The sequence below is a fragment of the Ancalomicrobiaceae bacterium S20 genome (assembly GCA_040269895.1).
In the GTDB taxonomy this organism is placed as follows: domain Bacteria; phylum Pseudomonadota; class Alphaproteobacteria; order Rhizobiales; family Ancalomicrobiaceae; genus Methyloraptor; species Methyloraptor flagellatus.
In genome coordinates, this window is record CP158568.1 from 3,567,903 (window position 1) to 3,593,973 (window position 26,071).

21 protein-coding genes, 2 pseudogenes and 1 riboswitch are annotated in these 26,071 nt (G+C 68.6%); of the genes and pseudogenes, 8 read left to right on the forward strand and 15 right to left on the reverse strand.

Features of this window, described 5'->3' with window-relative positions; translation table 11 throughout:
* Positions 1-89 precede the first annotated feature (89 nt).
* From ABS361_16205 to ABS361_16215, 3 genes and pseudogenes are all read right to left on the reverse strand, one after another.
* A complete protein-coding gene (locus tag ABS361_16205; GenBank protein ID XBY43610.1) occupies positions 90-773 on the reverse strand; it encodes a ferredoxin in 684 nt (227 codons plus the stop codon).
* A gap of 66 nt (positions 774-839) precedes the next feature.
* The gene (locus ABS361_16210; protein ID XBY43611.1) at positions 840-3,308 is read right to left on the reverse strand and encodes an EAL domain-containing protein; all 2,469 of its coding nucleotides are present in this window, start codon (positions 3,306-3,308) and stop codon (positions 840-842) included.
* Positions 3,309-3,592: 284 nt separating this feature from the next.
* Positions 3,593-4,480: pseudogene (locus ABS361_16215) on the reverse strand (histidine kinase dimerization/phospho-acceptor domain-containing protein).
* A gap of 239 nt (positions 4,481-4,719) precedes the next feature.
* Between ABS361_16215 and ABS361_16220 the strand changes: the two are divergent.
* From ABS361_16220 to ABS361_16250, 7 genes and pseudogenes are all read left to right on the forward strand, one after another.
* Entirely contained in the window at positions 4,720-5,910 is a 1,191-nt protein-coding gene (locus tag ABS361_16220; GenBank protein XBY43612.1) for a hybrid sensor histidine kinase/response regulator, read from the forward strand.
* Between the two features lie 10 nt (positions 5,911-5,920).
* The gene (locus tag ABS361_16225) at positions 5,921-7,162 is read left to right on the forward strand and encodes a TadE/TadG family type IV pilus assembly protein (protein ID XBY43613.1); all 1,242 of its coding nucleotides are present in this window, start codon (positions 5,921-5,923) and stop codon (positions 7,160-7,162) included.
* A gap of 75 nt (positions 7,163-7,237) precedes the next feature.
* Positions 7,238-8,716, forward strand: coding sequence for an amidohydrolase family protein (locus tag ABS361_16230; GenBank protein XBY43614.1), 1,479 nt, complete (start codon positions 7,238-7,240; stop codon positions 8,714-8,716).
* 94 nt (positions 8,717-8,810) lie between these two features.
* Positions 8,811-8,914: riboswitch (TPP riboswitch) on the forward strand.
* Between the two features lie 71 nt (positions 8,915-8,985).
* Positions 8,986-9,800: pseudogene (thiM, locus tag ABS361_16235) on the forward strand (hydroxyethylthiazole kinase).
* Positions 9,801-9,803: 3 nt separating this feature from the next.
* The gene (thiE, locus tag ABS361_16240; GenBank protein XBY43615.1) at positions 9,804-10,463 is read left to right on the forward strand and encodes a thiamine phosphate synthase; all 660 of its coding nucleotides are present in this window, start codon (positions 9,804-9,806) and stop codon (positions 10,461-10,463) included.
* Positions 10,464-10,784: 321 nt separating this feature from the next.
* A complete protein-coding gene (locus tag ABS361_16245) occupies positions 10,785-11,963 on the forward strand; it encodes an aminotransferase (protein ID XBY43616.1) in 1,179 nt (392 codons plus the stop codon).
* 169 nt (positions 11,964-12,132) lie between these two features.
* Positions 12,133-12,438 carry a hypothetical protein gene (locus ABS361_16250; protein XBY43617.1) on the forward strand — a complete coding sequence of 102 codons (306 nt, stop codon included), beginning with the start codon at positions 12,133-12,135 and terminating at the stop codon, positions 12,436-12,438.
* Positions 12,439-12,532: 94 nt separating this feature from the next.
* Here the strand turns inward: ABS361_16250 and ABS361_16255 are convergent, their stop codons facing one another.
* From ABS361_16255 to ABS361_16310, 12 genes are all read right to left on the reverse strand, one after another.
* On the reverse strand, positions 12,533-13,771 hold the full coding sequence (locus ABS361_16255; protein XBY43618.1) for a M20 family metallo-hydrolase: 1,239 nt from the start codon (positions 13,769-13,771) through the stop codon (positions 12,533-12,535).
* Between the two features lie 31 nt (positions 13,772-13,802).
* Positions 13,803-14,249: a PIN domain-containing protein gene (locus ABS361_16260; protein ID XBY43619.1), complete on the reverse strand. Its 447-nt coding sequence runs from the start codon at positions 14,247-14,249 to the stop codon at positions 13,803-13,805.
* Positions 14,246-14,518, reverse strand: a complete 273-nt coding sequence (locus ABS361_16265; GenBank protein ID XBY43620.1) for a type II toxin-antitoxin system prevent-host-death family antitoxin — start codon at positions 14,516-14,518, stop codon at positions 14,246-14,248. The genes ABS361_16260 and ABS361_16265 overlap by 4 nt, the downstream gene beginning before the upstream one ends.
* Before the next feature lie 89 nt (positions 14,519-14,607).
* Positions 14,608-16,062 carry a dihydropyrimidinase gene (gene hydA, locus ABS361_16270; protein XBY43621.1) on the reverse strand — a complete coding sequence of 485 codons (1,455 nt, stop codon included), beginning with the start codon at positions 16,060-16,062 and terminating at the stop codon, positions 14,608-14,610.
* Between the two features lie 208 nt (positions 16,063-16,270).
* Entirely contained in the window at positions 16,271-17,266 is a 996-nt protein-coding gene (locus tag ABS361_16275) for an ABC transporter substrate-binding protein (GenBank protein ID XBY43622.1), read from the reverse strand.
* 42 nt (positions 17,267-17,308) lie between these two features.
* The gene (locus tag ABS361_16280; protein ID XBY43623.1) at positions 17,309-18,301 is read right to left on the reverse strand and encodes an ABC transporter permease; all 993 of its coding nucleotides are present in this window, start codon (positions 18,299-18,301) and stop codon (positions 17,309-17,311) included.
* Positions 18,298-19,260 carry an ABC transporter permease gene (locus tag ABS361_16285; protein ID XBY43624.1) on the reverse strand — a complete coding sequence of 321 codons (963 nt, stop codon included), beginning with the start codon at positions 19,258-19,260 and terminating at the stop codon, positions 18,298-18,300. The genes ABS361_16280 and ABS361_16285 overlap by 4 nt, the downstream gene beginning before the upstream one ends.
* On the reverse strand, positions 19,250-20,038 hold the full coding sequence (locus ABS361_16290; protein XBY46917.1) for an ABC transporter ATP-binding protein: 789 nt from the start codon (positions 20,036-20,038) through the stop codon (positions 19,250-19,252). Before ABS361_16290 ends, ABS361_16285 begins: the two co-directional genes overlap by 11 nt.
* 425 nt (positions 20,039-20,463) lie before the next feature.
* Positions 20,464-21,960 carry a CoA-acylating methylmalonate-semialdehyde dehydrogenase gene (locus ABS361_16295; protein XBY43625.1) on the reverse strand — a complete coding sequence of 499 codons (1,497 nt, stop codon included), beginning with the start codon at positions 21,958-21,960 and terminating at the stop codon, positions 20,464-20,466.
* Positions 21,961-22,113: 153 nt separating this feature from the next.
* Positions 22,114-23,235, reverse strand: coding sequence for an acyltransferase (locus tag ABS361_16300; protein ID XBY43626.1), 1,122 nt, complete (start codon positions 23,233-23,235; stop codon positions 22,114-22,116).
* Positions 23,236-23,407: 172 nt separating this feature from the next.
* Positions 23,408-23,707: a cupin domain-containing protein gene (locus tag ABS361_16305; protein XBY43627.1), complete on the reverse strand. Its 300-nt coding sequence runs from the start codon at positions 23,705-23,707 to the stop codon at positions 23,408-23,410.
* A gap of 17 nt (positions 23,708-23,724) precedes the next feature.
* Entirely contained in the window at positions 23,725-25,047 is a 1,323-nt protein-coding gene (locus ABS361_16310) for an aspartate aminotransferase family protein (protein XBY43628.1), read from the reverse strand.
* A gap of 195 nt (positions 25,048-25,242) precedes the next feature.
* Here ABS361_16310 and ABS361_16315 point away from each other — a divergent pair, with 195 nt between their 5' ends.
* Entirely contained in the window at positions 25,243-25,803 is a 561-nt protein-coding gene (locus ABS361_16315) for a cupin domain-containing protein (GenBank protein ID XBY43629.1), read from the forward strand.
* Positions 25,804-26,071 lie beyond the last annotated feature (268 nt).

Consider the following 26,071-nt stretch of genomic DNA (forward strand, 5'->3'; position numbering starts at 1 on the left):
GCCGAAGGTAGAGGCCCAGGCGGCCGTACGGAAGCCTCGACCTTGCACGAAATGCCGTCATTCGGATGCGCGCGCTGCATGCGAGCTGGTCAGGCGGGATGAACGGCCCGGAACGCCTGCATGTGGAAGCGGATCTGTTCGGGGCTCTGCTCTTGTGCGGGGCGGACCGGGCAGGCCCGGCGCGCGCGGCATCCCGCCTCCATGCAATCCCGGCCGGCCGGGACGGCGAGGTGGCGGGCGCAGGCGGCGACATCGAAGCCGCCGGGCTGGTAGGCCCCGACCGGGCAGGCGTGGAGACAGGGTCGATCGATGCAGCCCGAGCAGGGCGAGGGACGATCGGCGCGCACCGGCACATCGATCGTCTCGGCGAAGGCGAGCGCGCCGCGCCAGCTGTGCCAAAGGCCATGATCCGGGTGGATCAGAAGCCCGAGCGGCGACGGCGCGACCGGCTCGGCTCGCGCGGCCCAGCGCTGGAACGGCCACCAGGGCGGGCCGCCGAACGGATAGAGCGCCCGCGCGCCGAGGTCCGCCGCGAGCGCGTCGATCACGCGGGCCGACCAGCGATCGAGCGGATCGGGCTTGCCGTCCGAGGCTTCCGGCGCGACCAGGAACCGATCGAAGCCGCGACCGCCGACCGTGCCGAGCAGGATCAGCGTCGCGGCCGGACGGCCATCGGCGAGCATCGGCAGACCGTCGGCCTCGGAAACGGAGAAGCCGCCGCGGGCGACGAGGCCGACGGCCTCCGCCCCGGCGGCGATGCTGGCATAGTCCATAGGTCTTCGCCGCTCCCGCGCGCCGCCGACGGCGGCGCTCCCTGGTCTTGCGAAGATAGGGCGTCCTCAGCCGGCTGTCGCGCTGCGGCGCTGCTGTGCCAGCAGCATGGCGTCGATCTCGTGGGCCGGGACGGCGGTCGAGAACAGGAAGCCCTGAAGGGAGTGCACGCCGGCGGCGGCGAGGAAGCGGCGGTGCTCCTCGGTCTCCACGCCCTCGGCGACCACTTTCATGCCGAGCGCACGGCCGATCGACACGATCGCGTGCACGATGGTCGCCGCATCGACGGCCGAGTCGACCGAGGCGACGAAGCTGCGATCGATCTTGATCTCATCGACGGGGAAGTTGCGCAGATAGGCGAGGCTCGAATAGCCGGTGCCGAAATCGTCGAGGCCGATGCGGACCCCGGCGGCGCGCAGGTCGTGGATCGCCTTCAGCGTGTTCTCGTCGTGGCGCAGGATCGCGGTCTCAGTGATCTCGACCTCGAACTTGCGCGGATCGCACTCGGCCTCGGCGAGCATTGCCAAGGTCCGATCGGCGAAGCCGGGCACCGCGAGCTGCAACGTCGAGGCATTGACGGCGAGCTTCAGCGGCCAGCGCTTGCCTTCGTGCATCGTGGTCTTGAAGATCCAGTCGCTGAGCGGATGGATGAGGCCGGTGCGCTCGGCGAGCGGGATGAACACCGCCGGCGAGATCGGCGCCATGCCCGGCCGCGGCCAGCGGATCAGCGCCTCGACGCCGATCATGGTCTGACCGGTCCGGTCATACTGCGGCTGGTAGTACATCTTGAATTCGTTGGCCGCGAGGCCGGCGGCGATCGCGCGGGCGAGGGTCAGCGCGCCTTCGTCCAGGCCTTCGAACGACACGTCGGGACGCGCGGTCAGCAGCGGCGGCGCCTTGGCGACCGTGAGCTGGCGAGCGCGCGTGCCAGCGGGGCGACCGGGCTGGGGCGGCTCGGCGGCGGCGGCGGGAGCGCTCGTCTGAACGGGCGCGGGGGCGGGAGCAGGGACGGGCGCGGCAACCGGCATCGGAACGCCGGTCACGCGGGCCTGGGCGGCGCCGAGCGTCAGCGACAGGGCATGACCGAGGGCGGCGATCTCGTCCGGCGACGGGAAGCGCCCCTCGCGGGCCGCGCCCTCGATGCCCGAGGCGCCGGCCGCCACACGCTTGGCGCCGATATTGTAGCTCATCGATTTCAGCGCATGCGCGGCGCGGCTCACGCGCTCGGCATCGCCGGCCTCGACCGCGAGCTGCAGCTCGTGGCGGGCCTTCGGTGCGTGTTCGACATAGAGCGTGAAGACGCGGCTGACGAAGTCGGCGCGACCGCTCGCGGCCATGCGATCGAGCTCGGCCAACGTGACCGGATCGAGAACCGGCAGTTCGCCGTCGTCGGAGGCGGCCGCCGCCGCGGGCGCCTGGGCCGCCTCGGCCGCCGGTGCTTCGGCTTCCGCTTCGGATCGGGAGGACGCATCGGCGGTCGCTTCCGTCATGAAGTCGGCCAGATGCGTCTGCAGGCAGGCGGCGAGATCGCGGATCGTGAAGGGCTTGGCGAGGAAGCCGTCCATGCCGGCGCCTCTCCAGGCGTTCGCCGCCTCGCCGACCACATGGGCGGTCAGGGCGACGATCGCGGTGCGCTTGCGGCCGGTCTCGGCCTCGTCGGCGCGGATCCGGCGCGCGGCGTCGAAACCGTCCATGACCGGCATGCTGCCGTCCATGAGGATCAGGTCGTAGTCGCCGTGCGCGGCGGCCTCGACCGCCTCCTGGCCGTTCTCGACCATGTCGGCGACCAGGCCGAACTGCGACAGCGCCTCCTTGAGCACCTCGAGATTGACCGGACTGTCGTCGGCCGCGAGCACCTTGACCTCGGCGAAACGGGGCAGCGCCTCGTCCTCGGAGCGCGCATGGTTGCGGTCGCGGGAGAAGGCGGCCGGATCGCCGCTGGCGACCGCCGCCAGCATCGCCTCGACCTCCACGCGCGCGGTCGGCCGGGCGATCACGCCCGTCACCGTGCCGGCGCCGACCAGCGCATCAGCCGAGCTGTCGCCGAAGGGCGCGAGCGCGAACAGGGCCGCCTTGGCGCTGTCGCCGAGCCGCTTGCGCACCACCTCGGCCACCGCGGCATCGACCACGACCAGCGTATCGGCCGGGATCGGCGCGTCGCCCGCCGCCTCGGCGATCACGACCGAGAAGCCTGCCCGTGCCAGGTAGAGCCCCAGCGTGAAGCGGGTCGCCTCGCCCTCGACCACCAGCGCGGCGCGCGGCTTGGCGCCGGCGCGGGCGGGCAGTGCCGGCCAATGCGTCGCGGCTTCGGGCGGCGTGTGCAGGGGCAGCGTGAAATGGAAGGTCGAGCCTTCGCCGACCGTGCTCTCGACCTCGAGCGATCCGCCCATCGCGGCCACGAGGCGGCGACAGATCGCCAGACCGAGGCCGGTGCCGCCGAACCGGCGCACCGTCGACTGCTCGGCCTGCGAGAAGGCCTCGAAGATCGTCCCGAGTTTGTCGGCCGCGATGCCGATACCGGTGTCGCGCACCGACATGCGGATCGACTGCGCAACCACCTCACCGGGGGCGAGAACCGTTCGAGACGGACCAGGACATGGCCCGTCTCGGTGAACTTCAGCGCGTTGCCGACCAGGTTCGACAGCACCTGGCCGAGGCGGGTCGGATCGGCGAGAATCTGCGCCGGCAAGGCCGGATCGACCACCGCCGCGAGATCGACCCCGGCCTGCCGCGCCCGTTCGGCGAAGAGGCCCACGACGTCGTCGGCCAGCGGTGCGAGATCGACGACGACTTCCTCGAGTTCGAGCTTGCCGGACTCGATCTTCGAGAAGTCGAGAATATCGTTGATGATCGCGACGAGGCTGCGGCCCGACTTGGCGATCACCTGCGCGTAGCGGCGCTGCCGGTCCGGCAGCTCGCCGCTGGCGAGCAGGTCCGCCATGACCATGATGCCGTTCATCGGCGTGCGGATTTCATGGCTCATGGTGGCGAGGAAGCTCGACTTGGCCTGGTTAGCCTGCTCGGCGACCTCCTTGGCCACGGCGAGATCGGCCGTGCGCTCGGCGACCTGACGTTCGAGGTTCCGTCTGGCGGCTTCGAGCCGTTCCTCGCGCTCGCGGATCTCGGAGAGCATTCGGTTGAAGCCCTCGACGAGACTGCCGATCTCGTCGTTGCTCTCCACCTGCACCACGGCGTCGTAACGGTGTTCGCGACCGGCGCGTTCGACCGCGGCAGTCAGGCTCTTGATCGGCCCGGTGATGTGGCGCTGCAGGCCCGACGCGATGACGAAGCCGATACCGGCGGCGACCGCGGCACCCAGCGCGATACCGCGCAAGACGCGGACGATGCTGTCGGCCAGTTCCGAGACGTCGCCGACCACCACGAAGCGACCGATCTCGGCCCCGGAGGCGATCACCGGGACGGCGACCTCCATCGTGTGGCTGCGGACGATCCGCATGAGGTCGGAAAGCAGCGAACCGCCCGTCTGCGCGTCGCCGTCGAGCGTCGCCACCGTGCCGAGCGCGGCCAGCGTGCGGCCGTCCTTCTCCAGCCGGGCATGCACGATATTGGGAATGCGGCCGATCGAGCGGAGTGCCAGGAACGCCTCGGATGCATTGCCCGCTTCGGCGGCACCGGCAGTGGCGGACGCGAAGATCTGCGCGGTGGCGTGCAGCGAGCGCACCTCCGCGTCAATGTATCGCTCCGCCATCAGCGTCGAGGTCAGCGCCGTCAGCGTGACCACCGCGGCGGAGACCGAGCCGAAGACGAGGCCCGCCAGTTTACGGGCAATGGATCGGCGTTTCGCTTTGACCGTCACGTTCCGGACCACGAACTACTTCGGATAGAGCCCCATTTTGGGGGGTGTTCCTGTCCAATTCATTAAGGATGGCCCGAAACGGAATTTTATCTCGTGGCCTCGATAGTGAGCGAACAAACGACGAGGATCAGATGGTTTCCCAGAACGCACGCTCCGGCTGGTCCTACATCCTGGACGACGACACGAAGATCCTGTTCGTCGACGACGACCCGATCTTACGCGAATTCGCGATCGTTCATCTGTCGACGCCGACCGCCCTGGTGGAACTGGCCGCCGACGGACAGGAAGCCTGGGCGAAGCTCACCACGGGCGATTACGACATCGCGCTGATCGACATCGAGATGCCCGGCATCGACGGCTACACGCTGGTCGAGCGCATCCGCTCCGACGCGCGTCTGTCGCATCTGCCCGTGATCATGGTGACGGGCCGCGAGGACATCATCTCGATCGACCGGGCCTTCGCATCGGGCGCGACCTCCTTCGCCGCCAAGCCGGTGAACTGGCGCCAGCTCAGCTACGAGATCCGCTACGTGCTGCGCAACATGCAGGTGGCGAACGAGGCGCGGAAGGAACGCGACCGCGCCGAGATCCTGTCCTCAACCAAGAGCTCCGTGCTGTCCGCCCTCCGGCACGAACTGAAGACGCCGCTCAACGCGGTGCTCGGCTTCGCGAGCCTGGTGCGCATGCGCGCCGGCGGCCGCGATCCGGAACTCGACGCCTATGTCTCGGAGATCGAGAAGGCCGGCCGCAACCTGTCGCGCACCGTCTCGGACCTCCTGCTCTACTCCGACCTGATTGCCGCGACCGCGCCGCAGCGCGAGGACGAGTGCGACCTCGGCGAGATGATCGAGGGCGCGATCGCCGAAGCCCGCGACGGCGCCTCCGATCCGGTCCCCGTGCTGCTGCCGCAATGGCCGGTCTCGGTCTCCTGCGACCGCGCCGTCATGGTCACCGCGCTCTGCCATCTCGTCTCCAACGCGCTGCGCCATGGCGGCGGCGTCGGCCTCGGCGTCTCCGCGACGCTGTCGGCCTCGGGCGACCTGTCGATCACGGTCGCCGATCGCGGCCCGGGCATGGACCCGAGCCGGCTCGCCGCCTGCCTGGAGCCGTTCGAACAGGCCGACATGTCGATCACCCGCAACATCGGCGGCCTCGGCCTCGGCCTGTCGATCGCCCGCACCGCCGCCGCGCTCCATGGCGGGCGCCTCGACGTCAACAGCCGCCCTGGGTTCGGCACCACGGTCACGTTCAACGTGCCCGCGTCCCGGGTCCATCCCTTCTCGGATCAGCCCAAGCTGCAGGCGAACGCCCGCCCGCTCTGACAGAGCCATGATGCCATTGGTCAAACTCCGGTCCTTCTTTGCGGCACGCGCGGGCTCGACGGCCGTCTGGTTCGCGCTCGCCGTGCCGTTGCTGGCCGGAGCGACCGGGGTCGCGGTCAATTATGCCTGGCTGACGGCCCAACGCGGTTCGCTGCAGAGCATCGCCGACAATGCCTCGACCAATGCCGCGCGCGAGCTGACCTTCGCCCGGCCGGACCCCAACCGCGTCGCGGCACTCGCGGTCGACTATGCCAGGAAGCTCCTGCAGGACAAGGCGCCGACCGCGGTGCCGACCGCGCAGGTGATCGACAACAACACCGCGGTCACGGTGCAGATCAGCTACCAGGCGCCCCTGCCGGTGCCGATCAACGGCCAGACCGCGGACATCGGCGCCACCGCCACCGCGCGTGTCACCGGCAGTGCCCCGATCTGCGTGGTCGTGCTGGAAGACAAGGCCGGCAATGCGCTCTACATGCAGAAGTATGCGCGCATGACCGGCGAGGGCTGTGCGATCTATTCGGACAGCCGCAGCCCGACCGGCATCAAGGGTCAGGATGCCTCCAAGCTCACCGCGGCGCTGATCTGCTCGGCCGGCGGATATTCCGGCTCGGGCAACTTCAACCCGACCCCGGTGACCGACTGCCCGCCGATCAACGACCCGCTCGCCGCGCGGCAGGCCCCGGCCGACGCGCCCTGCACCTTCAACACCAAGACACTCGACACCGGCGGCGTCCTGCCGTTGTCGCCCGGCGTCTACTGCGGCGGGCTCACGATCACCAAGAACACCACGGCGTCCTTGTCGCCCGGCGTTTATGTGATCAAGGACGGGCCCCTAAAGGTTTCGGGCGGCGGCACGCTGCAGGGCAACAACGTCGGCTTCTATCTGAAGGGCAATGCGTCGGTCATCGATTTCTCGACCGACTCGACCATTTCCCTGACCGCCCCCAAGGACGGTCTACTCTCCGGCATCCTGTTCTTCGAGGACCGCGCCGCCCAGGCCCAGCGCGAGCACAAGATCCTCAGCGACAATGCCCGGACCCTGCTCGGCACCATCTACCTGCCCCAAGGCACGCTGCTCGTCGATGCGAACAAGCCGGTCTCCGACAAGTCGGCCTACACGATCATCGTCGCGCGGCGCATGAAGCTCGACGACGGGCCGAACCTCTATCTGAACACCGGCTACGACAAGACCGACATCCCGGTGCCGCAAGGCGTCGGTCCCTATGGCTCGTCGATCTACCTGACCCGCTGACGGCGCATCTTGCGCTCTAGCCCCCGCGCTCGCTTAAGGTGGCCGGCAACGCCCAAGCGCAGGAGAGCCGCAGCCATGACATCAGGCGCCATGACATCAGGGACCGTGACCTCGATCGCTGTCTCGGACGCCCTCGTCGGCAACGAGCTCGGCCGTGCCGGTCCGGTGCGGCTCGGCTTCGCCGAGGGGCGGATCGCGTCGATCGCGTCGGCGCCCGAAGCCGCGGCGGCCGACCGGCTGGCGATCCCCGCCCCGATCAACGCCCATGACCATGGCCGGCCGCTGCCGACCACCGCCTTCGGCGCCTGGGGCGATCCGCTCGAGGCGTGGCTGCTCAGGCTCGCGGTGATCCCCGGCATCGATCCCTATCTCGCGGCGGCGATGAACCTCGGCCGGCTCGCGCTCGGCGGCGTCGCCGGCGCGATGATGCACTACACCAAGCCGCAGGGCTTCACGACGCTGCCGCAGGAGGCGGCCGAGATCGCGCGAGCGGCCGGCGACGTCGGCCTGCGCGTCGGCTTCGCCATCGCGATGCGCGACCGCAACCCGATCGTCTACGGCGATGCCGCCCCGGTGCTCGACGGCCTCGACGCACCGGCACGGCAGATCGTGGAGGGCCTGTTCGGCAAGCCGTTCGCGCCGATCGCGGCGCAGCTCGATCTCGTCGACGCCGTCGCCGAGGCAGTGGCGGCGACCGGCGTGCCGCACTTCGACGTCCAGTACGGCCCGAACGGCGTGCAATGGTGCAGCGACGCCTTTCTCGAAGCGATCGCCGAGCGCTCGGCCGCGACCGGCCGGCGCGTGCACATGCATCTGCTCGAGACCAGGTACCAGCGCACCTTCGCCGACCGGACCTATCCGGAGGGCGTCGTGCGGCGCCTGAAGGCGATCGGGCTCCTGTCGCCGCGGCTGACGCTCGCGCACGGGGTCCATCTGCGCGACGACGAGATGGACCTGCTCGCCGAGGCCGGCGTGACCGTGTCGATCAACACCAGCTCGAACCTGCACCTGAAATCCGGCATCGCGCGGGTCGCCGCGCTGATCCAGCGCGGCGTCAAGGTCGCGGTCGGGCTCGACGGCGCCGCCTTCGACGAGGACGACGACATGCTGCGCGAGATGCGGCTCCTGCGCGCGCTGCAGGGCGGCTGGGGCTTCGACACCGAGGTCTCGCCGCGCGAGGTGCTTGCCGCGGCGGCCGTCAACGGCCGTGCCGCCATCGGTGCACCGGCCGGCGGGACGCTCGCGGTCGACGCACCGGCCGACGTGCTCGTGCTCGACACGCGCCGGCTCGATCCCGACGCGATCATGGACGTCGCGCCGCTCGATCTGCTGTTCGCGCGCGGCGCCAAGGCGCATGTCGCCGATCTCCATGTCGCCGGGCGACAGGTGGTCGCCGACGGGCGACTGACCGGCATCGACCTCGCCGCCATCGAGACGCAAGTCCGAGCCGCCTATCGCGCGGCGATCGGCGGACGGGCGGACTACGACCGGATCTGGCCGGCGTTCCAGACCGAGATCGCCCGGCACTACCGCGATCGCCTCGGCTGCTGCTGAGAGCCCCTTATGGCGCGACGCCACATGGCGGGGCCGCATGGCCGGATCCTCCCGAACGCGGCTTGATGCGATCGACCGGACGGTCCACACTCGGCGCATCTCAAGGGGGTGCCCGACGCGATCGGGCTGAGAGGCGACAGCCAACTCCTCGAACCTGATCCGGATCATGCCGGCGGAGGGATTGAGATTGCCGGTGCGCCCCTCGGGGCTCGGATCTCCTGATCCGATCCGGCGCTCGCGTCCCGTCGCCGGCCGACGCGAGAGTTCCGATGACCGCTTCCGAATTCGTGCCTTCGATCGATGCAGCTCACGCCGCGCTAGAGCGTCTGCGCGCGCGCCGGCCGCTCGTCCAGAACATCACCAACCACGTCGCGATGACGCTCTCGGCCAACGTCCTGCTCGCCCTCGGCGCCTCGCCGGCGATGGTGCATGCCGAGGAGGAGCTGGAGGACTTCGCGGCGATCGCCGACAGTCTCGTGGTCAATATCGGCACGCTCGATGCCGCCTGGATCCGTTCGATGCTGGCGGCCCCGGCCGTCTACAAGCGGCTCGCCAAGCCCTTCGTGCTCGATCCGGTCGGCGCCGGCGCGACGCGGCTCAGGATCGAGACGGCGGCGCGCATTCTCGACCTCGGCCCGGCGATCCTGCGCGGCAACGCCAGCGAGATCCTGAGCCTCGCGGGCGCGGCCGGCGGCACCAAGGGGTCGACTCGACCGCCGCGGCCGACGACGCCGTCGCGGCCGGACAGCGGCTCGCGATGCGGTTCGGCTGCGTGGTCGCGATCACCGGGGCGACGGACTACGCCACCGATGGCCGGCGCACCATCGCGATCGAGGGCGGACACGCGCTGATGCCCCGCTCGACCGCGCTCGGCTGCGCGCTCTCGGCCACGACCGCCGCCTTCGCCGCCGTCGCCGCGCCGCTCGAGGCCGCCATCGCGGCCCTCGCCGTCTATGGCGCGGCGGGCGCCGTCGCGGGCGCGCGGGCCGAGGGGCCCGGCGACCTGCCGGCCCGGCTGATCAACGCGCTCGCGAGCCTCGATCGCGCTAGTCTCGGCGCCCATGCCGCGATTCGGGAGCTCTGAGCCATGCCCCACCAGGAAAAGCCGCGCTTCGACCTCTCGGTCTATCTGGTCACCGACCGCCGCCTCGCCGGCCATCGCGGCGTGGTCGAGACCGTCCGCCGCGCGATCGACGGCGGCGTCACGCTCGTCCAGCTCCGCGATCCGGACGCCGAGGGCCGCGCACTGGTCGAGGAGGCGCGCGCGCTCGTGGCGCTGCTCAGGCCGCGCGGCATTCCGCTGATCGTCAACGACCGCGTCGACGTCGCGCTCGCCGCCGAGGCCGATGGCGTGCACGTCGGGCAGAAGGACATGCATCCGGCCGACGTGCGCCGGCTGATCGGGCCGGACCGGATCCTCGGCCTCAGCGTCGGCTCGCTCGCCGAGCTCGACGCCTCGGCCGCGGCGCTCGACCTGATCGACTATCTAGGCACCGGCCCGGTTCGCCGGACCGCGACCAAGACCGATGCGGGTGCCGCGATCGGCATCGCGGGGCTCGCGACCGTGATCGAGGCGACCACCCTCCCGGTGGTCGCGATCGGCGGCGTCGACCGGACCAACACCGCCGCCGCCGTCGAGGCCGGTGCAAGCGGCGTCGCGGTCGTTTCGGCAGTCATGGCAGCCGACGATCCGGCCGCGGCGGCGCGCCTGCTCGCCGAGGAAGTGGCACGCGCCCGGCGGCTTTGAACGGGCACCCTCCCATCGGCCCGTCCGGAGCGATCGGCCTTGCCGGTCTTTTCGCGCGCAAGCCTTTTCCCATCGGCGTGTTCACGCCGACGGGGCCTTGCTGGTCTTCTCGCGCGCAAGCCTTTTCCCATCGGCGTGTTCACGCCGATGGGGCCTTGCCGGTCTTCTCGCGCGCAAGCCTTTTCCCATCGGCGTGTTCACGCCGATGGGCCTTGCCGGTCTTCCCGCGCGCAAGCCTTTTCCCATCGGCGTGTTCACGCCGATGGGGCCTTGCTCTAAGGTGCCGCTCCCGCCCAACCGACACCGGATGCCTCCTTCGACATGAATCCCCTGCTCGCCGCCGTTCTGAGCCCGCCGATCCCGGAAGCCCGCGCCTGGCTCGGGGCCTATGACGGCAGCCATGGTCCGATCATCGATCTGGCGCAGGCCGTGCCGGGCCATGCGCCGCCGGCGAGCCTCGCCGCCCGTCTCGGCATCGCGGCGACCACCGCCGAGGCGGCGCGCTATGGCGCGATCCTCGGCGACGACGGCCTGCGCGCGGCCTATGCGGCGCATGTGAGCGGCCTCTACGGCGCGCCGATCACGGCCGCCGACGTCGCGGTCACCGCCGGCTGCAATCAGGCCTTCTTCGTCGCCATGATCGCGCTCGCGCGCGCCGGCGACGCGGTGCTCGTGCCGACCCCCTGGTACTTCAACCACGCGATGACGCTCGACATGCTGGGTATCGAGGCCCGGCCGCTGCCGACCGGGTCGGATACCGGCTTCGTGCCCGATCCGGACGCCGCCGAACGGCTGATTGATGCCAAGGTGCGGGCGATCGTGCTGGTGACGCCGAACAATCCGACCGGTGCCGTGATCCCGGCCGAGACGATCGGCCGCTTCGCCGATCTCGCCACCCGCCACGGCATCGCGCTTGTCATCGACGAGACCTATCGCGACTATCTCGCGCCCGAGGCGCTGCCGCCGCATCGGCTGTTCGACCGCGCGGACTGGCGCGAGCGCGTGATCCAGCTCTACAGCTTCTCCAAGGCCTATGCGATCCCGGGTCACCGGCTCGGCGCCATGATCGCGGGTCCGGCCTTCCTGACCGAAGCCGAGAAGGTGCTCGACTGCATGCAGATCTGCGCGAGCCGCGCCGGGCAGATCGCCCTTGCCCCAGCGCTCGAGGACACGATCGCCTGGCGGGCCGAGAACCAGGCCGAGATCGGCCGGCGCGCCGCCGCCTTCACGGAGACCTTTGCCGGCTTATCTCACTGGACCATCCAGTCGATCGGCGCCTATTTCGCCTATCTGCGCCACCCGTTCCGCGGCGTTTCCGGCCGGACCGTCGCCGAGCGGCTGGCGCGAGAGCGCGGCGTGCTCGCGCTGCCCGGCGCATTCTTCGGACCCGGGCAGGACGACTACCTGCGCATCGCCTTCGCCAATGTCGGCGTCGAGCCGATCCGCTCGCTCGCCGCCCGGCTCGGCGGCTGGACGCCGGAGTTCCAGACAAGGCTCTGACCGGCGTCGATGATCGGTCACGCGGGCCTGACGACCCGCCGACGCCTTGAAGCTGTCGCGATCGATGTCGATCTTCTCCTTACGGGAGCGATGCGGCCGCCGCGGGTTCGACGATCGACCGAACCACGGCCGCCGCAAGGACAGTCGCGCCCGGTCGCGAGGGATGGCCATGCGCGGGGTGATCTGGTTCGTCGGATGGGGGCTGATCGGCCTGTGGTCGCTGATCGCCTGGGGCTCCTACGCCGCTTTCAGCGCGGTCACCGGGCTGCTGAACACCGTCGGCACCGGCAGCGTCGACGGGTTCCAGAACGAGCCGCTGTCGTTCCCTGCGCTGGTCGAACTGCTGCACGGGCTCGGCTTCGCGATGATCGGCATCGTCTGGGCCGGCATCAGCCTGCTGATCATCGGCCTGATGCTCTTGTTCGCGCGCCTCATCGGCGGGTCATCGCCCGAACCGCGCTCGCAGCGGCCGTAACTGCCGGCCGGCCGGCGCGCGCCCTGACGATGCACACGTCGTTGGCGACGGAGGGCGGCACCCTCCCTCGCCTGTCGCGCGTATCGCGGCAACCTCAACCGAGGCGCCGATCGTATTCGAGCACCGCGTTGAGCAGCACCTGCGCGCCGGCGGCGCATTCCTCGAGGCTGGTCGATTCCGCCTCGTTGTGGCTGATGCCGCCGGCGCAGGGCACGAAGATCATCGTCGTCGGCGCGACCCGCGCGATATAGGCCGCGTCGTGGCCGGCGCCGGAGACCATGTCGCGGTTGGCGAAGCCGGCCTTGCTCGTCCCGACGCGGACGCAATCGATCAGATCGGGCGCGAACTTCACCGCCGGCGAGATCCAGATCCGCTTCTCCTCGTAGGTGAGCTTCAGCGGCGTCATGATCCGCTCCAGTGCGTCGCGGAACTTCTTTTCCATGACGTCGAGCACGTCCTCGTCCGGATGACGCAGGTCGACGGTGAAGAACACCTCGCCCGGAATGACGTTGCGGCTGTTCGGCTTGTTCTCGATCAGTCCGACCGTGCCGACCGCATTCGGCGCGTGCTCATGCGCAATCGCATCGATGGCGTCGATCGCGCGCGCCGCGCCGAGCAGCGCGTTCTTGCGCAGATACATCGGCGTCGCGCCGGTATGGGCGTCCTGGCCGACAACCGACACCTCGTACCAGCGCATGCCCTGCACGCCCTGCACGACGCCGATCATCTTGCCCTCGTCCTCGAGGATCGGGCCCTGCTCGATATGCAGTTCGAACATGGCGCCGAACTTGTGGGCGCCGGCCTTCTCGGTGCCGCGATAGCCGATGCGCTCCAGTTCCTCGCCGTATTTCAGGCCCTGCCGATCCTCGCGGGAATAGGCGTATTCGGGCGTGAACACGCCGGCGTAGACGCCGGAGGCGAGCATGGCGGGGGCGAAGCGGGAGCCCTCTTCGTTGGCCCAGTTGACGATCTCGACCGGCGCGTTGGTCTCATAGCCGGAGGCGTGCAGCGTGCGCATCGCCTCGAGTGCGCCGAGCACGCCGAGCACGCCGTCGAACTTGCCCCCGGTCGGCTGGGTGTCGAGGTGGCTGCCCATGGCGATCGGCAGCAGGTCGGAGCGCTTGCCCGGACGCACCGCAAACATGTTGCCGACCTCGTCGACCGTCACCGTGCAGCCGAGCTTCTCGGTCTCGCGCTTGAACCAGTCGCGGACCAGCTTGTCCTCGTCGGTCAGGGTCAGCCGCTTGATGCCGCCCTTCGGCGTGCCGCCGAACTTGGCGGTTTCCATGAGGCTGTCCCAGAGGCGCTGGGGGTCGATGGTGAGGTTCTGCATGGGGGACTCCTGCTGGCGTGTCCGCTCGGCTTCAGGGACCGGCGGCGCGGACGAGAAGAGGATGATCGGCATGGGCGAGCGGATCGACGACGGTGATCCGCCGCCATGTAAAGCCGTGCTGCATGTCCTCGCTCAGCAGCACCGTGCAATCGGCCTGTTCGGCGGCGGCAACGACGACGGCGTCCCAGATCTGCAGCCGATGGGCCGTGGCCAGCCCGACCGCTCCGTCGAGAACGGCCGCCGTCGTGTCGACGAGGTGCGTGCCGGCTGTGAGAAGGTCGATCCGCGTTTGCACGTCGCGCGGCGTCATGCCGACCTTCCTGACCAGCACATTGAAGAACTCCCCGATCACCTGAACCGGAACCACCGCCCGCGTCCCGACGCGGGCCAGCAGGCTCGCCGCCGCTTCGCACTTGGCCGCGTCGCCGACTCCGGCGGCATAGACGAGGATGTTGGTATCGAAGGCAACGGCCGTCATTTGAACGTGTCCGGATACGGCTCGTCTTCGTAGAGCTCCTCGCGCGTCCATTTCGGGATCGGTCCGATCCGATTGCGGCGACCGAGCTCCATGAACTCGCGCAGCGCCGCCTCGCGCCGCCGCTCGCGCTCCACGTCGTCGTCGCCCGCAGGGACGAGCTTGGCGACGGTCCTGCCGTGAGAGGTCACCAGCACGGTCTCGCCGCCGGCTACCTCGCGGAGCAGCTTCGAAAAGTGCCGGTTGGCCTCGGCCGCAGATACGGTCTTCATCGATCAATGTCCGTAGTGAATTTCACTACTTTATCATGCCACACGCGGACGGGCGAGCGTCGGCGGTCTGCCGCCGCCCGCCCTCGCCGTCACGGCGTGACTTCGATGCGCTCGACGCCACGCGGACGCGTCAGGTCCTTCCAGGTCGCGTTCGCCACATGCGCGGCGGGGAAGGGATCGCGCGCGACGTACTGGCCGTCGCCCTTCTCGGCGCGCATCTCGCCGGCCTTGAAGGCGATCTTCCCGCCGGAGATGGTGACCGCCGGCAAGCCCTTGCAGGCGTAGCCCTCGAAGACGTTGTAGTCGATCGCCGAGAACTGCTTGGCGGCGCTGACGGTCTTCTCGGCCGAGGGATCCCAGACGATGACATCGGCATCCGAGCCCGGCGCGATGCGGCCCTTGCGCGGATAGACGTTCAGGATCCGCGCGATGTTGGTCGAGGTGACCGCGACGAACTCCTCGCGGGTCAGCCGGCCGGTGTTGACGCCGGCCGCCCACAGGACCGGCAGGCGATCCTCGAGACCGCCCGTGCCGTTCGGGATCTTGCGGAAGTCGCCGAGACCGTAGCGCTTCTGCTCGGTGGTAAAGGCGCAGTGGTCGGTCGCGACCACCTGCAGCGAGCCGGACTGCAGGCCGGCCCACAGGCTCGCCTGGTGCGACTTGTCGCGGAACGGCGGGCTCATGACGCGGCGGGCGGCATAGTCCCAGTCCTTCGACTGGTATTCGCTGTCGTCGAGCACGAGGTGCTGGATCAGCGGCTCGCCATAGACGCGTTTCCCCGCCGCGCGGGCGCGGGCGATTGCCTCGTGGCTCTCCTTGCAGGACGTGTGCACGACATAGAGCGGGCTGCCCGCCATGTCGGCGATCATGATCGCGCGATTGGTCGCCTCGCCCTCGACCTCCGGCGGCCGCGAATAGGAATGGCCTTCCGGCCCGGTCACGCCGAGGTCGATGTAATGCTGCTGCAGGCGGAAGACGATGTCGCCGTTCTCGGCATGCACCAGCGGCAGCGCGCCGAGGCCGGCGCAGCGCTGGAACGAGTGGAACAGCTCGTCGTCATTGACCATCAGCGCTCCCTTGTAGGCCAGGAAGTGCTTGAAGGTATTGATGCCGTAGGTCTTCACCACGGCTTCCATCTCGTCGAAGACCTGCTTGTCCCACCAGGTGATCGCCATGTGCAGGCCGTAGTCACAAGCCGCCTTCTCGCCCTTGTGGCGCCATTCCTGATAGGCGGCGAGCAGCGACTGGCCGGGGCCGGGCAGGCAGAAGTCGACCACCATGGTCGTGCCGCCGGCGAGCGCGGCGCGCGTGCCGGTCTCGAAGTCGTCCGATGACGACGTGCCCATGAACGGCATGTCGAGGTGGGTGTGCGGATCGATGCCGCCCGGCATGACATAGGCGCCGCCCGCGTCGATGATCTCGGCGCCGGCCGGCGCCTCGAGCTTCGGACCGACCGCGACGATCTTGCCGCCGTCGATTAGCACGTCGGCGCGGGTCTCGAAGTCGTGGTTCACCACGGTTCCACCGCGGATCAGGATGGTCATGGGGATCTCTCCACTGGGGTCGTGCCGCTGGCGGCCGCACAATTGGGGTCTCGGGGTCGCGTCGCCCTGTGCCGGTCGGAGGGACCGGGCGTATCGAGGGCGCCCGACCGCACCCGTGTCGTATCCGAGAATGGTCTCGGTCACGGCAGAGGCGCGGTCCGTTCGCCCGCCGATGCACGAAGTGCGCCGGCGGGCGAAGGATCTGCGATTACTTGATGCCGGCCGCGTCGGTCACGGCCTTGGTCGTGGCGCCGACCGGTTCCTTGGTGATCACCGGGGCCTCGCCGCCGGCGGTCAGCAGGGTCTTGACGGTCTGCTGGTAGTCGGCGTCGGCGAGCGCGCCGGTCGAACCTTCGGTCAGCTTGTTGATCTCGCCCATCATGCGGACCTGATGCTTCTCGGTCTGGGCACCGGTCGCGTCGTTGTCGAGCACGATCTTGGCGGCTTCGGTCGGGTTGGCGCGCGCCCACTCCCAGCCCTTCATCGACGCCTTCACGAACTTGGCGAGCTTCTCGACCATCTTCGGGTCCTTGAGCTTCTCGTCGGTCGTGTAGAGGCCGTCCTCCATCGTCGCGACGCCCTGGTCGGCGTACTTGAAAGTGACGAGATCCTCGGCCTTGATGCCGGCGTCGATGACCTGCCAATACTCGTTGTAGGTCATGGTCGAGATGCAGTCGGCCTGCTTCTGGATCAGCGGGTCGACGTTGAAGCCCTGCTTGATCACCTTGACGCCGCCGGCCGAACCGTCGGTCTTGATGCCGAGGCGGCTCATCCAGGCCATGAACGGATATTCGTTGCCGAAGAACCAGACGCCGAGGGTCTTGCCCTTGAAGTCGTCCGGCTTGGAAATGCCGGTCTCCTTGCGGCAGGTCAGCATCATGCCCGAGCGCTTGAACGGCTGGGCGATGTTGACCAGGGCCACGCCCTTCTCACGCGCGGCGAGCGCGGCCGGCATCCATTCGACGATCACGTCGGCGCCGCCGCCGGCGATCACCTGCGGCGGCGCGATGTCCGGACCGCCCGGCTTGATCGTCACGTCGAGGCCGGCTTCCTTGTAGAAGCCCTTGTCCTTGGCGACGTAGTAGCCGGCGAACTGGGATTGCGTGACCCACTTCAGCTGCAGCGTCAGCTTGTCCTGCGCTTGCGCCGCCTGGCCGCCGAGGCCGAGGGCGAGCGCCGCGATGGCGAGACCGAACCGTTTCATGCGTTTCTCCTCTCAGAATGGACGCGACCGGTTCCCCCCGGGTCAGCGTTTGCGGAACGACGGATGCCAGAAGGTCGCCCGGCGCTCGGCGAGCGCGAGCAGACCGTAGGAGAGCGAGCCGGCGATGGCCGCGACCGCGATCACCGCCCAGACCATGTCCAGGCTCATGCGGCCGACCTCGGTCGAGATCCGGAAGCCCATGCCGACGATCGGCGTGCCGAAGAACTCGGCCACGATCGCGCCGATCAGCGCCAGCGTCGAGTTGATCTTCAGCGCATTGAAGATGAACGGCAGCGCCGCCGGCAGGCGCAGCTTCAGAAGCGTCTGCCCATGGGTGGCGCCGTAGGAGCGCATCAGGTCGAGCTCGAGCCGACCGGCAGCTTCCAGGCCGGCGACCGTATTCACCAGCATCGGGAAGAAAGTCATCACGACCACCACCGCCGCCTTCGACTGCCAGTCGAAGCCGAACCACATGACCATGATCGGCGCGATGCCGATGATCGGCAGGGCCGAGACGAAGTTGCCGATCGGCAGGAGCCCACGCTTGAGGAACGGCACGCGATCACAGATGAGCGCGGTCGCGAAACCGAGGCCACAGCCCATTGCCCAGCCCGGAATCACCGCGCGGACGTAGGTCTGGACAAAATCCTGAGCCAGCAGCGGAACCGAGGTCGCGAGCCTGGCGAAGATCGCCGAGGGCGAGGGCATCAGCACCATCGGCACGCCGGCGCCGACCGTGATCGCCTCCCACAGGAACAGCAGGCAGGCGCCGAACACGAGCGGCACCGTGAGCCCGGCGACCCGGGCGGCGGCGCCGCGGCCGGAAATGCGCGACAGGCGATCGACGATGCCCCAGGCGGCGAGCCAGATCATGACCACGCCGAGCCAGAACACCGCCGGTGCCGCACCCGCGACGCCCGCGGCGTGAACATAGCGCAGCGCCGCGAGCGCTACCGCGACGAGCACGACGAGCGCACCGAGCCAGAGCGCAAGCCGGCTGCGATTGGCGTCGGGGGCGGGTGCGAAGGCGCTCATCGCCGCGCCCCCATCAGCCGGAGCGTGACGCGCTCGACGAGACCGACCACGACGACCATGACGGCGGCAAGCGCGGCGGCGGCGAAGAGCGCGGCCCAGATCTGCACGGTCTGACCGTAGTAGGAGCCGGACAGCATGCGCGCGCCGAGGCCGGCCTGCGCGCCGGTCGGCAGCTCGCCGACGATCGCGCCGACCAGGCTGATCGCGATCGCGACCTTCAGGCTCGCGAACAGGAACGGCACCGAGGCCGGCCAACGCAGCTTCAGGAGCGTCTGCATTTGCGAGGCATGATAGGTGCGCATCAGGTCGAGCTGCAGCACGTCGGGGGAATTCAGCCCTTTCACCATGCCGATCGTGACGGGAAAGAAGCACAGATAGGCCGAGATGATCGCCTTCGGGATCAGGCCGGTGATGCCCTGGCTGCCGAGCACGACGATGATGATCGGCGCGACCGCCAGGATCGGGATCGTCTGCGAGGAGATGATCCACGGCATCAGGCTCTTCTCGAGCGAGCGGACGTGCACGATCGCGACCGCGAGCAGGATGCCGAGCGCGGCGCCGAAGCCGAAGCCGACCAGCGTCGAGGAGAGCGTCACCCAGCCGTGGAACAAGAGGTTGCGCGGGCTCCAGCGGATCTCGCAGGAGAAGAACGCCGTGAGCCACCCCTCGCCTTCCGGCAGACGGCCGCAGGTGGAGACGCGAAGCTCCATCAGGATCTGGTGCGGCGACGGCAACACCGGGCGCTCCAGCGACCAGGCCGCGGCATAGCGCTCGGCGAGCGTGCCGCCGGCCGGCATCGACGGCAGTCCGCCGTTCATCGGCAGGCAGGCGGCGTACCAGAGCGCGACGATCGCCAGCACGATCACGACGACCGGACCGGTCTGACCGGCAAACACCAGCCCGGCGAGGCTGCGGCCGGGCTTCGGCAAGGTTCCGAGCGCGGCGGCGTCAGTCGTCATAGGAGTGCCCCGCGCGCAGGCCCTCGCGGACGCGATGGGCCACTTTCAGGAACTCCGGGGTCTCGCGGATGTCGAGCGTGCGATCGGCGGGCATGTCGCAGTCGATGATGTCGATGATCCGGCCGGGGCGCGGGCTCATCACGACGATCTTGGTCGACAGGAACACCGCCTCCGGGATCGAGTGCGTGACGAAGACCACCGTCTTGCGCGTCTCGGCCCAGAGCTTCAGGAGCTGCTCGTTGAGCTTGTCGCGGACGATCTCGTCGAGCGCGCCGAACGGCTCGTCCATCAGCAACAACTTTGGATCGAACGACAGCGCGCGGGCGATCGAGGCGCGCTGCTGCATGCCGCCCGAGAGCTGCCAGGGGAACTTCTTCTCGAAGCCCTTCAGGTTGACCAGTTCGAGATTGCGGCGGGCGCGCGTGACGCGCTCGGCCTTCGACAGACCGAAGATCTCGAGCGGCAGCGCGACGTTCTTCTCGACCGTGCGCCAGGGCAGCAGCGCCGGCGCCTGGAACACATAGCCATACTGCCGTTTCATGCGCGCGGTCTCGGGATCGAGGCCGTTGACCGTGATTGAGCCGGCGGTCGCCTGTTCGAGATCGGCAATGACGCGCAGCAGCGTGGTCTTGCCGCAGCCGGACGGACCGATGAGGGAGACGAACTCGCCCTCGGCGACCGTCAGATCGACATTGGACAGCGCATAGACCGGGCCGTCGGCGGTCTGGAAGGTCAGCGACAGGCCCTTGGCCTCGATGACCGGCTGGCCGGCCGCCATGGCGCCTCCGGCGACCTGGCCCGCCTCGGATCGACCCTGAACCGTCGCCACGCCCATTCCTCCGCTCCGCCCCGCCGGTGGACGCCTCGGATCTGGCCGGGCGCTCGATCACCGTTCCGATCCCTTGGGCCCCGTTGGTGTCCGTCCCCGCAGACGGCGCACTTCGGTGCTCGGGATTTTCATCCAATCATCTCGCGAGGATTTGATCAAATGGACAAATTTTGCGCAAGCCGGTTCGTGGAGAAAATTGAGGCATCGTGTGCCTAGACGTCATTCAGCATGGGAGTGCGTGGCTCGCCTGCCCGGTCCCGGACCCAAGCCATGCGATCGATGACGGCACGCCGGCGCCGGCACGCGAAAAAGGGTGGCGAGCGCCGCTGCTCGCCACCCTTCGTGATGACCGTCCGATCAAGCGCTAAGCCGGCTTACTTCAGGCTCGGGAAGTTGAACTCCGCGCCCGCGCGGATGCCGGTCGGCCAGCGCGAGGTCACGGTCTTCAGGCGGGTATAGAAGCGCACGCCTTCCGGTCCGTAGATCGAGTGATCGCCGAACAGCGACCGCTTCCAGCCGCCGAAGGAGTGGTAGGCGACCGGCACCGGGATCGGCACGTTGATGCCGACCATGCCGACCTCGATCTTGTCGGCGAAGGCGCGCGCCGCGTCGCCGTCGCGGGTGAAGATCGCGGTGCCGTTGCCGTATTCGTGGTCGTTGATCAGCTTGACCGCCTCGTCATACGAGCCAGCGCGCAGCACCGACAGGACCGGGCCGAAGATCTCGGTCTTGTAGATGGTCATGTCCTTGGTGACGCGGTCGAACAGCGTGCCGCCGAGGAAGTAGCCGTTCTCGTAGCCCTGCAGCGCGAAGCCGCGGCCGTCGACGACCAGTTCGGCGCCTTCCTTGACGCCCTGATCGATCAGGCCGGAGATCTTGCGCTTGGCGTCGGCAGTGATGACCGGGCCCATCTCGGCGTCCGGATCGGTCGCCGGGCCGATCTTCAGCGCGCGCACCTTCGGGGCGAGCGCCTCGACCAGCGCGTCGGCGGTCTTCTCGCCGATCGGCACCGCGACCGAGATCGCCATGCAGCGCTCGCCGGCCGAGCCGTAGCCCGCGCCCATCAGCGCATCGACGGCCTTGTCCATGTCGGCGTCGGGCATGACGATCATGTGGTTCTTGGCGCCGCCGAGCGCCTGGACGCGCTTACCCTTGGCGGTGCCGCGCGCGTAGACATATTCGGCGATCGGCGTCGACCCGACGAAGCTCACAGCCTTGACGTCCGGATGGTCGAGCAGCGCGTCGACGGCGGTCTTGTCGCCGTGCACGACGTTCAGCACACCGTCCGGGAAGCCGGCTTCCTGGAACAGCTCCCAGGCCAGCATCGGCGCGGACGGATCGCGCTCGGACGGCTTCAGCACGAAGGTGTTGCCGCAGGCGATCGCAACCGGATACATCCACATCGGCACCATGGCCGGGAAGTTGAACGGCGTGATGCCGGCCACGACGCCGAGCGGCTGGCGATCCGACCAGCTGTCGATCTCCGGGCCGACATTGCGGCTGTAATCGCCCTTGAGCAGATGCGGGATGCCGCAGGCGAAGTCGACGACCTCGATGCCGCGGGCGACCTCGCCGAGCGCGTCCGCATGCGTCTTGCCATGCTCCTTGGAAATCGCGCGGGCGAGATCGGCCGCGTGGCGGTCGAGCAGCTCCTTGAACTTGAACATGTGCTTCATGCGCTTCAGCGGCGGCGTGGCGCCCCACTCGACGCTCGCCGCCTTGGCGGCGGCGACGGCGGCGTCGATCTCCTCGAGCGTCGACAGCGGCAGCGTCGCGATCGGCTCGCCGGTCGCGGGATTGTAGACGGGCTGCGTGCGCGTGGAGACGGATGTCACCTTGCGGCCGCCGTAAGCGTTCTGGATCGTTTCCATGGGGTCCCCTCTGGAGCCGGCCCCGCGCCGGTCTCACCTCGTTGAACACAGGTCCGAAACGGAGCCGCCGGTCCGGCGACGCCCCGCTCGGGACGGATTTCGACGCCCGTCACCCGAGGCGACAGGCGAAAACACATGCACCGGCACGGCGCGTCACGCCTGCGCCGGCTGTCCCGCGATCGGCGCAGCCTCGCTCGCCGCGCCGGTATCCGGCGCTTGCGCCCCGGCCCGTCGCGCCAGAAGCCGCTTCAACTTCAGCGTCGGCTTCTCGATGCAGTGCCACGAGAAGGCGGCAAAACAGCCGACCACGACCATCGAGACCGCGAAATTGACGTACCAGACCCGGCCATCGGGCAGCATCTGCACCACGGCCTGCTGGATCGGATAGGCATAGAGATAGATGCCGTAGGAATAGTCGCCGGTGAAGAGCAGCGGCAGTTTCCTCGGCTGCTGCAGGCCGAGCCAGGCCGTCACATAGGCGACCGGCAGCGGCAGCAGGTAGACCCAGACGTGCGAGGCGACCAGCGCGAGCGACAGTCCGGCGGCGGCGAGCGCCAGCCATCCGGACGACGGCACGCGATCGCGCCCGAGATGCAGCAGCACGCCGGCGAGGAAGAACAGGATCAGCTGCCGACCGGTCAAGGTGCCGCGGCTCGGATCCGGGTCGCCATGGGCGGCGCTCCAAACGATCAGGGCCAGGCAGGCGAGCGCGAGCAGGCCGAGGAACAGTGCCGGCCGCCGAACCAGGCCGAGCAGCGCGATCAGCGCCAGCACGATGTAGCATTCGGCCTCGTAGGGCACCGTCCAGAGCGACCCATTGACGATGCGCGGCACCGGATTGTCCACGAAGACGCCGGGCAGGTGGTAGTGGATCCAGCCGAGCATGTTCAGGAAATACCTGAAGAAGTCCGGATCGGTGAAATAGTCCCGCCAGGCCACGGTGGTCAGCAGCGGCCCGAGGATCAGCGCGGAGAGCGCGATCTCGACCATCAGCGCCGGCAGGATGCGCAGGGCGCGGAGCCCCATGAACACGCCGAGGTTCGGCGTGCGCAGGAGGCTCGCGGTGACCAGGAAGCCGCTCAGCGCGAAGAACATCGGCAGGATCGCATGGCCGAAGATGCGGTGGAACTCGAAGGGCAGACCGAGGTCCGCCATCGAGCCGCCGCCCATGCCGAAGCTGTGGTTGAACACGACCATGGTCGCCAGAACGAGCCGCATGTAGTCGAAGCCGGACGTGAAACCACCCGCCCGTCGCATCTGTTCGCCGATCGTCATCGTCCTGCCCTCGTCAAGGAGACGCCCGTTGCCGGGGCAGGATGCATCGAGGATCGAGAAGAAGCGGTTACGGGCAAGGCCGGCACTTCCGGGGTCCGATCAAGGATTCGACAACTTTCCGTTACGATCGAGACCTCGGCGATCACCACCTGACCCCGGATCGTGGGGAGCCTCAACGCTTGATCTCGATCTCGACGAAGCTCATCGGCTTGTCGCCACCGTTGATCACGTTGTGCTCCACCCCCGCCTCGCGCCGGTAGGCCGCGCCGAGCGGCGTATCAATCCGCCGCTCGCCGTTGGCGTCGACCACCACCATGGTGAGGTCGGTGATCGGCACCACGACATAGGCCATGCCGTGCGTGTGCCAGCCGGTTTCGGCGCCGGGTTCGAAATCCCAGCGCATCACCCGGACCCGGTCGTCGTCGACGAGCGTCGTCGCGACGGCCGGGGCATGCGCCGAAAAGCGCGTCATGGGCGTTCGCCTCCGGCTCAGGCCGCGCGCGTCAGCACGCCGCGCAGGATCTCGAACAGCTGATCGATCTCGGACTTGGAGATGATCAGCGGCGGCGACAGCGCGATGATGTCGCCGGTGGTGCGGATCAGGAGGTTGTGCTCGAAGGCGTCGAGGAAGCAGGAGAAGGCGCGCTTGGTCGGTTCGCCGGCGATCGGCTCCAGCTCGATGGCGCCGATCAGGCCCATGTTGCGGATGTCGATGACGTGCGGCAGGCCCTTCAGCGAATGGAGCTGCTCCTCCCAATAGGGCGCGAGCTCGGCGCCGCGGGTCAGGAGCCCCTCTTCCTTGTAGGTCTCCAGCGTGCCGATGCCGGCGGCGCAGGCGATCGGGTTGCCCGAATAGGTGTAGCCGTGGAAGAACTCGATCAGGTGTTCCGGACCGGTCATGAAGACGTCGTGGATCTTCGACTTCGCGAACACCGCGCCCATCGGGATCACGCCGTTGGTGACGCCCTTGGCGGTGACGATGATATCCGGCGAGACGCCGAAGTAGTCGGTCGCGAAGGGCGCGCCGAGGCGGCCGTAGCCGGTGATGACCTCGTCGAAGATCAAGAGAATATCGTGCTTGTCGCAGATGGCGCGGATCTTCTCGAGATAGCCCTTCGGCGGCATCAGCACGCCGGTCGAGCCGGCCATCGGCTCGATGATCACGGCGGCGATGGTCGAGGCGTCATGCAGCGCGACGATGCGCTCCAGATCGTCGGCGAACTCCGCCCCGTATTCGGGCTGGCCCTTGGTGAAGGCGTTGCGCGCCGGATCATGGGTGTGGCGCATGTGATCGACGCCGGTCAGCAGCGTGCCGAACATCTTGCGGTTCGACACGATGCCGCCGACCGAGATGCCGCCGAAGTTCACGCCGTGGTAGCCGCGCTCGCGGCCGATCAGGCGGAACTTCGAGCCGTTGCCCTTCACGCGGTGATAGGCGAGCGCCATCTTCAGCGCGGTCTCGACCGACTCGGAGCCCGAGTTGGTGAAGAACACGTGGTTGAAGCCGGGCGGGGCGACATTGACGAGCTTCGAGGCGAACTCGAACACCTTGGGGTGACCCATCTGGAACGCCGGCGCGTAGTCGAGCTCGCCGGCCTGCTGGCGGATCGCCTCGACGATCTTCGGCCGGTTATGGCCGGCGTTGCAGCACCACAGGCCGGCCGTGCCGTCGAGCACCTTGCGGCCGTCGTCGGTCGTGTAATGCATGCGGTCGGCCGCGACGAACATGCGCGGCGCCTTCTTGAACTGGCGGTTGGCCGAGAACGGCATCCAGAAGGCTTCGAGATCGTTGGTCTTGACCGGCACGTTCATGGGGCTTCTCCCGAATTCGGATCGCGCATCCGAGGGCGGACGGCGCAGGTCTTGAAAGCGCGGCACGGGGCGGCGCGGCGGTTCGGCCGCGCGCTCCCCCGACGCTCGATATTCTGAACGATATCGGAGCCGTTCGAGCCGGTCGACCACGAAACGGACCTCGACGCCGTTAAGTCCGTTCTTTATTCTGAACACATGAACGAGAAACACGATATCGACGTCGGCGCGCGGCTGCGCGACTTGCGCATCCGCCACGGGCTCTCCCAGCGCGAACTGGCGCGCCGTGCCGGAGTCTCCAACGCGACCGTCTCAATGATCGAGGCGAACCGGGTCAGCCCTTCGGTCTCGGCGCTGAAGCAGATCCTGTCGGGCATCCCGGTCGGCATCGCCGACTTCTTCGCGGCGGAGGAAGGCGAGCCGGAGAAGGTGGTGTTCCGCGCCGGCGAACTGACCGAGATCGCCGGTGGCGCGGTCTCCTACCGGCAGGTCGGCTCCAACCTGCGCGGCCGCGCGCTGCAGGTCATGCACGAGCGCTACCAGCCCGGCGCCGATTCCGGCAAGCATCTGATCTCGCACCAGGGCGAAGAGGCCGGCATCGTCATCAAGGGCCGCATGGCGCTCGAGGTCGACGGTCGGCGTTACGAACTCGGGCCCGGCGATGCCTACGCCTTCGAGAGCCGCCGGCCGCATTCATTCCGCAACATCGGCGAGACGGAACTGATTCTGGTTTCGGCCTGTACGCCGCCGACGTTCTGACGAGAGAGCGCGGATACGATGGAAGCTCGTTCTTGGATCACCAATCGCGCGGACAATATAGCAAGCCACCTTCGAAACAAAAGATTATTACGCTGCGTAATTTTGTAAAATCATGAAATTCAGATGATGATTTTTCCATTACTTGAGTGAAATTATAGGCCGAAATGCTTAGCTTAACGTTTTGTTAGCGACAATATTCCAGCCTTCCCCTGAAGAACGCTCCGCCATTCGTCGCGCAGGTCTACGCTGTCGAATGATGCGAGCCGAG